This window comes from Paenibacillus tyrphae (assembly GCF_027925525.1).
GTDB lineage: Bacteria > Bacillota > Bacilli > Paenibacillales > NBRC-103111 > Paenibacillus_G > Paenibacillus_G tyrfis_B.
This window is the reverse complement of record NZ_BSDJ01000004.1, coordinates 205,366-217,547: the sequence shown is the minus strand read 5'-3', so window position 1 is coordinate 217,547 and position 12,182 is coordinate 205,366. Positions and strand designations below refer to the sequence as shown.

Annotated in this window: 12 protein-coding genes; 5 read left to right on the top strand and 7 right to left on the bottom strand. The window is 56.3% G+C overall.

The genetic code is table 11. From position 1 onward, the window contains the following. Positions 1-50: 50 nt before the first annotated feature. The 3 genes from QMG93_RS06410 to QMG93_RS06400 are packed head-to-tail and all read right to left on the bottom strand — an operon-like array spanning position 51 to position 2,783. A complete protein-coding gene (locus QMG93_RS06410) occupies positions 51-1,625 on the bottom strand; it encodes a DHA2 family efflux MFS transporter permease subunit (RefSeq protein WP_281934588.1) in 1,575 nt (524 codons plus the stop codon). A gap of 33 nt (positions 1,626-1,658) precedes the next feature. Beyond that, positions 1,659-2,312, bottom strand: a complete 654-nt coding sequence (locus tag QMG93_RS06405; protein WP_281934586.1) for an efflux RND transporter periplasmic adaptor subunit — start codon at positions 2,310-2,312, stop codon at positions 1,659-1,661. 48 nt (positions 2,313-2,360) lie between these two features. Beyond that, positions 2,361-2,783, bottom strand: coding sequence for a MarR family winged helix-turn-helix transcriptional regulator (locus QMG93_RS06400; protein WP_281934584.1), 423 nt, complete (start codon positions 2,781-2,783; stop codon positions 2,361-2,363). A 215-nt stretch (positions 2,784-2,998) separates the two neighbouring features. Between QMG93_RS06400 and QMG93_RS06395 the strand changes: the two genes are divergently transcribed. The 4 genes from QMG93_RS06395 to QMG93_RS06380 all read left to right on the top strand — a co-directional run bounded on the left by QMG93_RS06395 (position 2,999) and on the right by QMG93_RS06380 (position 5,864). Then, positions 2,999-3,436, top strand: coding sequence for a MarR family winged helix-turn-helix transcriptional regulator (locus QMG93_RS06395; protein WP_216794707.1), 438 nt, complete (start codon positions 2,999-3,001; stop codon positions 3,434-3,436). Between the two features lie 105 nt (positions 3,437-3,541). After that, a complete protein-coding gene (locus tag QMG93_RS06390) occupies positions 3,542-3,724 on the top strand; it encodes a hypothetical protein (protein WP_281934582.1) in 183 nt (60 codons plus the stop codon). 182 nt (positions 3,725-3,906) lie between these two features. Further along, on the top strand, positions 3,907-4,611 hold the full coding sequence (locus QMG93_RS06385) for a FadR/GntR family transcriptional regulator (RefSeq protein WP_281934580.1): 705 nt from the start codon (positions 3,907-3,909) through the stop codon (positions 4,609-4,611). After that, positions 4,608-5,864 (top strand): CynX/NimT family MFS transporter, encoded by a 1,257-nt coding sequence (locus QMG93_RS06380; RefSeq protein WP_281934578.1) that lies wholly within the window; start codon positions 4,608-4,610, stop codon positions 5,862-5,864. The genes QMG93_RS06385 and QMG93_RS06380 overlap by 4 nt, the downstream gene beginning before the upstream one ends. Before the next feature lie 141 nt (positions 5,865-6,005). On the opposite strand, the gene QMG93_RS06375 is transcribed toward QMG93_RS06380, so the two are convergent. After that, complete coding sequence (locus QMG93_RS06375; RefSeq protein ID WP_281934576.1) at positions 6,006-7,043, bottom strand: HD-GYP domain-containing protein; 1,038 nt, start codon at positions 7,041-7,043, stop codon at positions 6,006-6,008. Positions 7,044-7,205: 162 nt separating this feature from the next. Next, complete coding sequence (locus QMG93_RS06370) at positions 7,206-8,792, bottom strand: basic secretory protein-like protein (RefSeq protein WP_281934574.1); 1,587 nt, start codon at positions 8,790-8,792, stop codon at positions 7,206-7,208. A 199-nt stretch (positions 8,793-8,991) separates the two neighbouring features. On the opposite strand from QMG93_RS06370, the gene QMG93_RS06365 reads away from it, so the two are divergent. Next, positions 8,992-9,120: a DUF6254 family protein gene (locus QMG93_RS06365; protein ID WP_220389012.1), complete on the top strand. Its 129-nt coding sequence runs from the start codon at positions 8,992-8,994 to the stop codon at positions 9,118-9,120. A gap of 45 nt (positions 9,121-9,165) precedes the next feature. On the opposite strand, the gene pflA is transcribed toward QMG93_RS06365, so the two are convergent. Then, positions 9,166-9,891 (bottom strand): pyruvate formate-lyase-activating protein, encoded by a 726-nt coding sequence (gene pflA, locus QMG93_RS06360; protein ID WP_063179877.1) that lies wholly within the window; start codon positions 9,889-9,891, stop codon positions 9,166-9,168. Beyond that, a complete protein-coding gene (pflB, locus tag QMG93_RS06355) occupies positions 9,888-12,161 on the bottom strand; it encodes a formate C-acetyltransferase (protein WP_281934568.1) in 2,274 nt (757 codons plus the stop codon). Before pflB ends, pflA begins: the two co-directional genes overlap by 4 nt. Positions 12,162-12,182 lie beyond the last annotated feature (21 nt).

The window sequence follows — 12,182 nt, the reverse complement described above, 5'->3', positions numbered from 1 at the left end:
CCGCTCCTTTGCTTTGCCGAACGTTCAGCCGTCCGTTCGTCCTGTTATGTTTATTCGCCCATCATATGCACGCCGCCGGCCCCGCCTTTGGCTTTTGCGCCTTTGAGAAACAAGCTAAAAACAACGGCAAGCAGCGAAAGTCCGGCGGTCAAATAAAAGACGTCGTCCAGCGCAATGATCGTCGATTGAATCTGCACCTGTCCTCCGATATAATTCAGGGCGCTTATTTTGGCCTGCGCGGCCGACTGGCCCATCGCGATAAACTGATTTTGAATTTTCGTCACCTGGTCGATCACCGTTGTCGATACCATATTCAGCTGATCGGACAAATAAGCCGTATGAAAATCTTTCCGGTCCCCGAATAGTAGCGACAGCCAAGCGATGCCGAACGCGCCGCTCACCTGCCGGATCGTATTGGAAAGCGCGGTCCCTTGACCGACCTTCTCCATCGGCACGGTATTCATGCCTACGGTCTGTACCGGCATCATCATGAGCCCCATGCCGACCGCACGAAGCGTCAACCAGAAAATGATGGTCGCGCGCGAGGTTTCCATGCTCAGATTCGAGGTCAGAAACAGCGCCGCCGCCGTAATCAGCAGTCCGATGACCGCCAAGGGGCGCGCCCCGAATTTATCGAACAGCCCGCCGGCGATCGGCATCATAATGCCGGAAGCGATCGCTTGCGGCAGCAAGATCAAGCCGGTCTCGACCGCAGACAAGCCCGAGATGTTCTGCAGGAAAATCGGGAGCAAAAACAGCATCCCCATCATGATGACGGTCACGAGGCTCGAAACGAGCAGCGACAACGTGTACATGCCATTTTTCAACAGACTTAAATCGAGCATCGGGTCCTTCACGGTCAGCTCCAAAATGACGAAGGTTACCAGGAACACGATCCCTATCGTAAGAAATATGACGACCTCGCTGTCGCCCCAGCCCTTCTCCGACACTTTGCCGATGCCGTAAAGCAGCGTGGCCAGCCCGGTGCTGGACGTGAGAAATCCCAAGACGTCGAATCGCTTCTTGGCCTCCATCTTAAATTCCTTCAGCACGGCCATGGACAGGAAAATGTCTACAATCCCGATCGGCACGTTGATCGTAAAAATAAGCCGCCAGTCCAAATATTCGACGATGTAGCCGCTCAGCGTCGGGCCGGTAGCCGGAGCGAACATGATCGCGATCCCGAACAAGCCCATCGCCATGCCCCGTTTCTCGACCGGGAACATACGGAAGATCATCGACATGCTGATCGGCATCATCGCGCCGCCGCCGATGGCCTGAATGATCCGGAATACAATCATGCTTTCGTTGCTCCAGGCGATGCCGCACAGTCCGGAGCCGATCGTAAAAATGATCAGCGAAATGACATACATCCGCTTATAGCCGAACCGGTCGCCCAAATATCCCGTCGCCGGCACGAGCGCCCCGCTGACGAGCGAATAAGCCGTGACGACCCATTCGATCTGCGATTGGCTGACGCCGAAGACGTTCATCATTTTAGGGATCGCCACGTTGACGATGCTCGTATCGAGAATAGCCATGAAGACGCCGAGAATAATGGCCAGCATGGCGAGTCCGGACCCTTTGGAAGAGGCTTTGGCCTGATCTGTGGCTTGGTCGTTCATTCCGAGTATTCCTCCTTCCGTTCCCGGATGCCCCTATTTCTCGATTTTGACGGTTGCATTCAAGCCCGGAATGAGCCGTTTCCCGTGGGTATCGTCCAGTGCGATTTTGACCGGAATCCGTTGAATCACCTTCGTATAATTGCCGCTGGCGTTAGAGGAAGGAAGCAGGGAAAAAGAAGAATTGGTCCCGAGCCCGATCCGCTCCACCCGTCCCGTAAAGTCCGTATCCTTGAACGCGTCAATCCGGATCGTCACTTTGTTGCCCACTTGGACGCTCGTGATTTCCGTTTCCTGTAAATTGGCCGTAATGTACAGCTGATTCAGGTCGGCGCTCAAAGCAAGCGTCCCGCCCGGCGCAACCGTCTGATCCTTCACCGCGTTCGATTGGATGATCGTTCCGGCATCTGCCGCAATAATTTCCGTCGTCGTGGCCGGGGTCGTTCCTTTGGCCGGCGACGTTTCCACGATGCCGAGCACGTCGCCTTTGCTAAACGAGTCGCCTTCCTTATAGCGCCACTCGATCAGTTTCCCGGCAGCCAACGAGCCGATAGCTCGAAGATCGCCCTGCACTTTCGCATCCTCCGTCGTTATGTACTTGCTCGCGATATTGTAGTAGTACGCACCGGCGGTCCCTCCCCCCACCAGCACCAAAGCCAGTACGGTCAGCATAATGATCTTTTTCTTCATTCGGATGAAGCTCCTTTCCTAAGGTCCCCTGTCGGTGTCTGTGCATGCTCAAGCCAGCGTGGAGATCATTTTGCGGACCAATGCGATAAACTGCTCCGTCTCTTCCTCCGTCAAGCCGCCGAACATTTGCATCAGCAGCTTTTGTTTAAACAGCCGAAATTCCTTCATATGGTTGACCGCCTCATCGGACGGCTCAAGCCAAACGACGCGGCGGTCCGTTTCATCCCGGCTCCGCTTTACAAAGCCGGCTTGCTCCAATCGGTTCAACGCGATCGTCGTCGCGCTTGCCGATAGCTGCAGTTCCTCGGCCAGCGCGGTTACGGTCACCCGCTGCTTACCGCACAAGGCATGCAGCAGCTGGATTTGCTGCTTCGACAAGTCTGCGTCGGGCGGCGACCAGCGGCGGGCATGGCGTACGGCGACGGCAATCAGTCCTTCCAGCTCCGTCAGCTTTTGCTCTAAATTACGCAAGGCTTCCCTCCTCTTATATTTTTAGACTAAAATAATTTTATAGTGCAATGATTTAACATTAAATAAATTAGCACGGAAATTTTTTAACGTCAATCAAAATTTTTCATGGCAAACCGGAATGCGGAAAACTTTTTGAAACCAAAAGGCTTGATCTGCGTATTACTTATTATTTTGTCGAACTCTATCTTTACCGGTAACAATTTAAGGGGGCTATTATGGTACACCGACAAGATTTATATGAGCTGGAGGAAGCGTTCCGCTTAATGTTTCGCAAAGTGAAAGCCAGTTGGACCCGCTTTGAAGCGCACGGTGTCTCCGCCTCGCAAGCGGTTATTCTGGAAAAATTGCAAAACGAAGGTCCGCTGAAGGTCTCACAAATCGCCGACGCGCTCTGGATCACGTCGGGCGCGGTGACATCGCTTTCCGATAAGCTGATTTCCGGCGGATTCGCCGAAAGAACCCGCTCTGAGGAAGACCGGAGAGTGGTCTATATGGAGATTACCGACAAGGGAAGAGAAATTATCGAGGAGCTTCACCTGCACCGCCAGCGAGTGGTCGAGGAATATTTCGGAAAACTGCCCGACGAGGACATTAAGCATTTGACCCGCATCTGCAAAGCGATATTGACTGAAACGCAAGAAGTAAACGTATAAGCGGCGAAGGCAACCCGGTCGGGAAGCCTTCGTTTTGCTTTTCTATCATTTTTTCGCGAAACGTTCATAAACTGGTAGCATACGGCAGGAAAGGATGCGATCACTTTGGTTCATACGATCTCGTTTCTCATGTGCCTAATGCTGCTCTTCATGATCATTGTCGCTTTTATGGCTGCGCTAATGGAGTTTGTTCTGCGCGATACGACGGATTACGATATGGAATTTTTGTGGAATCATAAGTATACGCTGGAGGATTTGCACCTGGACGGACGAAAAGAAGAAAAATAACAGGCATCGGACAGAGGCTCCCGGGCGGCAATATCGCTCAGGAGCTCTTGTTTTTATAACGCGCTTCTTTCGCGGCGGAAAAAGCCGCACGATGTCCCGAGTTCGCACCTCTCTTGCCCGGGGAACGAATACGTGCTATATTATCCAATATCCCAATCATCCGATGTTTGGAGGTTTAGAAGATGGAATTGAAACAAACCACGCGTTCCACCCTGGTGGAACAGGTCGTTTCCCAGATGGAATCGCTTATCGAGTCCGGTCAATGGCCGGTCGGATCGCGCATCCCGGTCGAGCCTGAACTGGTCAAGCAGCTGGGCGTCAGCCGGAACACCGTTCGCGAAGGAGTCAGGGCTCTCATTCACGCCGGACTTCTGACGGCACGCCAAGGCGACGGCACTTACGTGCGCTCTTCGAGCAGCCTCGGCCCCGCTCTCGTGCGCCGCCTTCGCCGCTCGAACGCCACGGAGACGCTGGAGGTGCGCTGCGCGCTCGAGCAGGAGGCGGCAAGGCTGGCTGCCATGCGGCGTACGTCGGAGGACATCGGGATGTTCCGCTCCCTGCTGTCGGCATGCGATGCCGCCGCGGCGGCGCAGGACATCGAAGGCTACATCGAAGCGGACCTGAAGCTGCATCATGCGATCGTCCGGGCAACCGGCAATAGCGTCTTGATCGACCTGTACGAGCATATGACCGATGCCCTGGAATCGTCTATCGACCAGACCCTCGACCTGTCGGTCATCGTTGACGGAGCCTCTCGCTCGCACTGCCAAATGGTCGATGCCATCGCCGCCCAAGACCCGGTTGCGGCCGCCGAAGCCGTACGCCGCTATATTCGGGAATCGCTGAATCTACTGCAAGAAGATGTGCGCAAGGAGGGTTCCTTATGATTCCGGCTCAAGATGCCGTCAGCTCCAGAGTACAGACCCGTACCGGTCTAAGCCTGCTTATTATCGGCATCGTCCTGATTGCCGCCAACCTGCGCGCCCCGTTAACGGCCGTCGGGCCGATTATCGGAGAAATTCGCGGGGAAACGGGAATTTCCAATACGTGGGCGGGCATGATGACCACCTTGCCGCTGCTTGCTTTCGCGCTCCTCTCGCCGCTCTCGCCACGGATCGCCCGGCGGCTGGGCATGGAGCATACGCTGTTCGCCGGTCTGATCGTCCTGCTGGCAGGCATTTTGCTGCGCTCGCTGTCTTCGGTCGCGGCGCTGTTCGCAGGCACGGCGCTCATCGGTGTCGCCATTGCCGTCAGCAACGTGCTGGTGCCGGCCTTGATCAAGCGGGAGTTCCCGAACAACGTCGGAACGATGACCGGCATTTATTCCGTTTCCATGAATCTGTGCGCCGCTATCGCTTCGGGGGTCAGCATCCCGATTTCGCAGGGGCTGGGCTTGGGATGGCGAGGGGCGCTCGGCAGTTGGGCGCTTCTGGCCATCGTCTCCCTCGCTGCCTGGCTGCCAATGCTTCGTTCGCGCCAGCGTCCGCAAGCGGTACAAGCAAGTGCCGACGCCCACAAAAGCGATTCGCTCTGGCGCTCTCCGCTCGCTTGGCAAATTACGCTGTTCATGGGACTGCAGTCGCTGTTCTTCTATGTCAATATTTCCTGGTTCCCTGCCATATTGCAGGATCGCGGCATGAGCGCGGTGTCCGCCGGTTGGATGATTTCGATCATGCAGTTCGCCAGCCTACCAGCGACGTTCTTTATGCCGATCCTTGCCGGGCGGCGTGCCGATCAGCGGGGCTTGGCCGTCGGCGTCGCTTCCTTATTTTTAGTCGGATATCTCGGGCTGCTGGTTACCGATACGGCCTGGCTCGTTCCGCTCTGGGTCGTTCTCGTCGGCATCGGCGCAGGGTCCGGCTTCGGCCTGGCCGTCATGTTCTTCGCCCTGCGCACGAAGTCGGTTCGTCAATCGGCGGAAATGTCCGGCATGGCCCAATCGTTCGGGTATTTGCTGGCTGCGGTCGGTCCGACGCTCTTCGGCTTCATTCACGACTCGACAGGCGGCTGGACCATTCCCCTGATCTTGCTTCTCGTCGCTGCAGGCGGCTTGCTGTTAGCCGGTCTGAAGGCCGGGAAATATGGGTACGTGACGGCAGAAGCCAACAAGGAAACGGACGCTGCCAAGGGGAATCGCTGAGCTGACACGTCAAAACGCGGGAAGTCCGGGAAGGGCTTCTCGCGTTTTTTTCACGTTATTCTCCGGCATGCGCAAAAAAAGCCCGATACGATCGATCGGGAACGATCGGTATCGGGCGATAACGCCGTATATTCGTCTTGGTCAAGCTGGCTGCACCTGCCCTGCGGTTTGCGGCTCCGCCGCCGGCAGCTTGCCTTGACGGACAAGAACCCTTAGCAGTGCATGAGCGACCTCCGGGTCGAACTGCGTTCCGCTGTGCCGCCGCAGCTCTTCGGCGGCCGTCTCCGTCGACAGCTTCGCCCGGTAGGACCGGTTCGTCGTCATCGCGTCGAAGGAGTCGCTGGCCGCAAGTATGCGCGCACCGAGCGGGATGTCTTCGCCTTTTAAGCCCATAGGATAGCCTTTGCCGTCCATCCGTTCATGATGGTGCCGGACCATCGCGGTTACTCCGAGCTCCTGCAGCCGTTTGATGCCTTTGACAATTTGGTAGCCGTCCTCCGCATGCCGCTTCATGATGTCGTATTCCTCTTCGGTGAGCCGGCTCTCCTTCTTGAGTATCGATTCCGGCGTGCCGATTTTGCCGATGTCGTGAATGAGTCCGGCCAGGTGAACGGCCTCCGTCTCCTGCTTGGACAAACCGAGCTCTATGGCGATTTCCCGGGCGTAGTCGGCCACGTTCTTCGAATGGAACGCCGTGTACGGGTCGCGCGCGTCGATGCTTTTGGAGAACGAGAGAATCGTGTTCATGAACAGCTCCTCGTACTCTTCGCGCTGCCGGAAGTTGCGCCGGGACACAACGACGACCCGCTGCACGAGCAAAGCGAGCAGCAGCAATCCCCCCGCTCCGGCAAGACCGGGCCATCCTGTCCCCGTAAAATACACCCACAGCGCCGTTACCCCCGCCGAAAATGCGCCGACCAAATAAACGTTAAACACGAATAAAGCAAATATGAGTACGGGAACCGCATATAACCCGAGCAGCGCAGGCGACTGGACATTCGTATTGATCCAGACCGCGGCGAGCAGGCTGACGAACATAACCAGCCACAGCCCGTAGCTAATTTTCCTTCCCAGCGATACCGGACAAAAATACGTATTGCCGCCGATCCGAATCCCCGTATGCCACAGTTCCTCGAACTCCATGGCATCCGTCCCGGATTCGGATCTGATCCATTCCATCTTCACTATCGTTCCCCTCCCGTAGTATGGATTGGCAGAACCGGGTAATTCGACCTACATTACCCTAAGCGTACACCCCGGGATGGGCCTTGTCAACGACAGTTCCGCGACGAAAGTCTCAGGTGCGGGACGAAAGAATACGACGGAGACCGGATCAACCGCTTACGGATTCGGCAAGGAACGCTGGTATTCGTTCCAAAGGGAGAGGACATCGGAACCCGTCAGCTTCTGGATTACGCTCTCGTTCCATTCCACACCGTCAAACGGCGATAAGCTCTGATTCAGCTCCCGCAAAAATCCGGGCCGCTTATGCTCGTCGATCCAAACGAAGAAATTACCCGTCACCCCGTAGCCGTCCTTCCAGGTGCCCCCTTTTCTCACTGCAAGACGGTCGTGATAGCCGACTTTGAAGCGAATCGCATCAGCCATGCCTTCGATCATATACCCAATCTGGCCGTAGCGGTTGTCGTCCAATTGATATAGATGCGTCAGCTCATGATACAACATGCCCAAAATCTCATGCCGCAGCGGCGTGCTGGAATTGCTGACGTTTTTCAGATGCCGCGAGCTGATGGTGACCTGCCCCTCCACAGGGGTCCCGCCGGCCCAAGCGACCCCACCCTCGTCTTTGATGAAAATAACGACCTTCTTGGGGCCCACATCCATCCGATTCGGGTGTCCGTACAAGATTTCATTTAGTTTCAAAATAATCAGCTTGATTTGCTCTTGGGCATCCGGAAGAGCTTGATCGAACAGCTTGCCGTTTCCTTGGGCATCCAGATTGCGGATTTCAATGCTGGGCAGAATGCTTTGGAGCGGGCTGTCCTTCGGGATGAACTCAATTTCCGCAAGCTGCAGCTTGTTGCCTTCACTGGCTTTCATATTTAGTTTATAATAGCTGTATTTTGCGTCGGAACGAACGCTGTAGCTCGTCCGCTGATAGCGGTACCGGAATTGCTCTCCCTTGCGGGTATCCAGCGTGACCCACTGCTTCCCATCGTTCGACGCCTGAAGCGTCCATTCGGCCGGATCGCGTTCCGGAACGTCGTTCGCCGAAGTCAAAACATAACCGCCGATGGCCATCGGCCGGTCGAAACGATAAGTGACCCAGCCGGACTTCTGGGAGGTGAACCATTTGGTCAGGCTCGACCCGTCGTTCAGCTTGTCCTTACCTTCGTTCGGCAGTTTTTCGCCGCTAGCCGTAATCTCTACCACCTTGGCCGGTTCGGGCCACTGTTGGGCATCGAATAGCTTCACCTCCGCAAGCTGAAGAATCCCTCCGCTATGGTTGCTTAATTCGAGCCGATAATACGAATACGCCGTTTGATTCGAGAAATTGTACGTCTTCGTCTGGAATCGACTATCGAAGCTTTCATTTTGGCGGGTATCCAGCACGGTCCAGTCCGTTCCGTTGTTGGAGCCTTTCAAGGTCCAATCCTTCGGGTCCCGCTCCGGGAAATCGTTTGCAGAGGTAATTGAGTAAGAAGTGATCACATAAGAGCTTTGGTTCGGAAAAGCATACTGCAGCCACCCTGACCTTTGGAAGGTCAGCCACTTGGTCTTTAACAGATTATCGAACGCTTCCTCTTTCTCCTGATCGGCCGGGCTTTGGCCGTTGGACGTCACCGTACCGCCTTGCGTTCTCTCGATGGGAAAGGCGGCGGCTTGCTCGATAGCATCGGCAAAGACCGACGTGGTCCCACCTGCAAGCATCATAGCGGCTAACAAAAAAATTCGACTCTTCTTCATCCTAAAATTCCTCCTTAGCGTTTACACGGCTTGATTTGCCGCAGACAGCTTATGAAACGTTGATCGAGCTACCCTCCTTTATGCATAAGCAAGACTATAATATATTAGCATATTGTTCCAATACATGAAACAACCGCCCGCCCGGCATCCTAAGGAGGCAAGGCCGATTTTTACCATGCCCTAAAGGAGCTGAATTGCGATGAGCCATTCGAAACGCCGCAAGGAAAACCAATGGAAAATCCGCAAGCAAACCCAGCAGCCGCACGGTAAAATCAAGTCCTTGGCTGCGTATTCGGACGAGTACGACGCGCAGCAGTCAGGCCGCTAAACACGCGAAAAACCCCGCGGACGGCATGTCCGCGGGGTCTTCCTTCTAGGCTTGCTCTCTTCCCTGGTCAATCAAACGTTTCGCCCGCTCCAGCTCCCGGTCGCTTGGCGTCGGCACATGCTCCAGCGGATAGGCTTTTCCGAGCTGCTCCCATTTGTAGACACCCATCCGGTGGTAAGGCAGCACTTCCAATTTATGCACGTTGCCCAGCGACCCGATGAAGCGGCCGAGCTCCAGCAAGTCCGCCGCGTCGTCCGTGACGCCGGGGATGAGCACATGGCGGATCCAGACCGGCTGTCCGCGGTCCGATAACCAACGGGCAAACCGGAGAATTCGTTCGTTCGGCTGGCTTGTCAGCGCCTGATGCTTGTCGCTTCGGATATGCTTGAGGTCCAGCAGGACGAGATCCGTCACGTCCATCAGTTCCCCTGCATGCTCCGGCTCGCAGAAGCCTGACGAGTCCAGCGCGGTATGCAAATTCCATCGTTTCTTCGCTTCCCGAAACAGCGCGGCCACAAAGGGAGCCTGAAGCGTAGGTTCGCCGCCGGTCACGGTCAATCCGCCGTTCGAGCTGCGGTAATACGGAAGAAACGGCTCGATCTCGTCCAGCACGGATGCGACTTCTACCACACGGCCTGTGGCCGTCTCCCATGTATCGGGATTATGGCAGAACCCGCACTGCAGGGCGCAGCCCTGCATGAAGAGCACGAAGCGGATGCCCGGCCCGTCTACCGTGCCGAACGTATCGAGCGAATGGATGCGTCCTCTCATCCGATGGATCCGTGGAACGTCCGGTTGATGACGTCAAGCTGCTGCTCCCGGGTCAGCTTGATAAAGTTGACGGCATAGCCCGATACACGGATCGTCAGCTGCGGATATTCCTCCGGATGCTCCATGGCATCGAGCAACTGCTCGCGGTTGAACACGTTCACGTTCAAGTGATGGCCGCCGCTTGTCGCGTAGCCGTCCAGCATTGCGACGAGATTTTGCGATCTCACGTCGGTCTCCCGGCCGAGCGCCTTCGGCACGATGGAGAACGTGTTCGAAATGCCGTCGAGGCAGTGCTCATAAGGCAGCTTGGCTACCGATGCCAGCGAAGCGAGCGCGCCTTTGCGGTCGCGGCCGTGCATCGGGTTCGCACCTGGTGCGAACGGCTCGCCGGCTTTGCGTCCGTCCGGCGTGCTGCCGGTCTTCTTGCCGTAGACGACGTTCGATGTGATCGTCAGCACGGACATCGTAGGCAGCGCGTTGCGGTATGTCTTATGCTTGCGCAGCTTGTTCATAAAGGACTCGGCCAGCTCCACGGCGATCCGGTCGACCCGTTCGTCGTTGTTGCCGTACTGCGGATATTCGCCGGTAATCTCGAAATCGACGGCGATGCCTTTTTCGTTGCGGATCGGCTTCACCTTGGCGTAACGGATGGCGCTCAAGCTGTCCGCCACGACGGACAAGCCCGCGATGCCGCAAGCCATCGTCCGCAAAATCTCCCGGTCGTGCAGCGCCATCTCCAGCCGCTCGTAGCTGTACTTGTCGTGCATATAATGAATGACGTTGAGTGTGTTCATGTAGAGCTTCGCGAGCCAATCCAACATTTTGTCGTATTTGCTCATGACTTCGTCGTACGAAAGCTCATCCGACGTAATCGGCACCGACTCCGGTCCGACCTGGATGCCAAGCTTCTCGTCGACGCCCCCGTTGATCGCATACAGCAGCGCTTTGGCAAGGTTCGCGCGTGCCCCGAAGAACTGCATCTGCTTGCCGATCCGCATCGCGGATACGCAGCAGGCGATCCCGTAGTCGTCGCCGTACTCCATCCGCATCAAATCGTCGTTCTCGTATTGAATCGAGCTCGTCTCGATCGACACTTTGGCGCAATATTGCTTAAAGGCATCCGGCAGATCGGCCGACCACAGCACGGTCAAGTTCGGCTCCGGCGCCGGGCCCAGGTTATAGAGCGTGTGCAGGAAGCGGAAGGAGTTCTTCGTTACCCGCGTCACGCCGTTCATTCCCATGCCGCCGACGGATTCCGTCACCCAAGTCGGGTCGCCGCTGAACAGCTCGTTGTAGTCCGGCGTGCGCAAAAATTTCACGATACGCAGCTTCATGACGAACTGGTCGATCAGCTCCTGCGCTTCTTCCTCCGTCAGCGTACCGTTTTGCAAATCCCGTTCGATGTAGATGTCAAGGAAGCTGGAGACGCGGCCCAAGCTCATTGCGGCGCCGTTCTGTTCCTTAATCGCGCCGAGGTAAGCAAAGTACAGCCACTGTACCGCTTCCTGCGCATTCGTGGCCGGGACCGAGATGTCGTAGCCGTACGATTGTGCCATCCGCTTCAGTTCGTCCAAGCTGCGGATTTGCTCCGACAGCTCTTCTCTGGCGCGGATGATGTCTTCCGTGATCGCATCGGTTTCCAGCTGAAGCAGATCGTTCTTCTTGTCCGCGATCAACCGGTCCGTACCGTAAAGCGCTACGCGGCGGTAGTCGCCGATGATTCGGCCTCGGCCGTAGGCGTCCGGCAGCCCGGTGATGATCCCGGCCTTTCTTGCGGTCTTCATGTCAGTCGTATAAGCGTCGAATACGCCTTGGTTATGTGTTTTCCGGATGTCGGTGAACAGTTGCACCAGCTCTTGCGGCAGCTCGAAGCCGTAAGCCTTGCAGGCGTCGACCACCATGCGGATGCCGCCGAACGGCTGGACGGAACGTTTGAGCGGGGCGTCGGTCTGGAGACCGACGATCCGTTCTTTCGCTTTATCAATGTACCCCGGCGCATGCGAAGTAATGGTGGAGACGGTGTGGAGGTCAATGTCCAGCACCCCTCCGTTTTCCCGTTCCTTGCGCATCAGTACGCTAAGCTGCTGCCACAGATCCGTCGTTGCTTCCGTCGGTCCGGCCAGGAATTCCGAGCCCCCTGTATAAGGGGAAATATTCCGATCAATAAAATCTTTCACGTCGATCCGATGCTGCCACTTGCCCGACACGAACTGACGCCAAGCTTCCGATGGTTCGGGATTCCGATTCAATTCCGTTTCTTTCAAGCTCATAGTTGGGTCTCCTCTCCAAGA

Coding starts and splice junctions, on each gene's coding strand:
- QMG93_RS06410 (WP_281934588.1), bottom strand. CDS start 1,625: ATGAACGACCAAGCCACAGATCAGGCCAAAGCCTCTTCCAAAGGGTCC.
- pflB (WP_281934568.1), bottom strand. CDS start 12,161: ATGAGCTTGAAAGAAACGGAATTGAATCGGAATCCCGAACCATCGGAA.
- QMG93_RS06395 (WP_216794707.1), top strand. CDS start 2,999: ATGGTACACCGACAAGATTTATATGAGCTGGAGGAAGCGTTCCGCTTA.
- QMG93_RS06385 (WP_281934580.1), top strand. CDS start 3,907: ATGGAATTGAAACAAACCACGCGTTCCACCCTGGTGGAACAGGTCGTT.
- QMG93_RS06375 (WP_281934576.1), bottom strand. CDS start 7,043: ATGGAATGGATCAGATCCGAATCCGGGACGGATGCCATGGAGTTCGAG.
- QMG93_RS06365 (WP_220389012.1), top strand. CDS start 8,992: ATGAGCCATTCGAAACGCCGCAAGGAAAACCAATGGAAAATCCGCAAG.
- QMG93_RS06370 (WP_281934574.1), bottom strand. CDS start 8,792: ATGAAGAAGAGTCGAATTTTTTTGTTAGCCGCTATGATGCTTGCAGGT.
- QMG93_RS06380 (WP_281934578.1), top strand. CDS start 4,608: ATGATTCCGGCTCAAGATGCCGTCAGCTCCAGAGTACAGACCCGTACC.
- pflA (WP_063179877.1), bottom strand. CDS start 9,891: ATGAGAGGACGCATCCATTCGCTCGATACGTTCGGCACGGTAGACGGG.
- QMG93_RS06405 (WP_281934586.1), bottom strand. CDS start 2,312: ATGAAGAAAAAGATCATTATGCTGACCGTACTGGCTTTGGTGCTGGTG.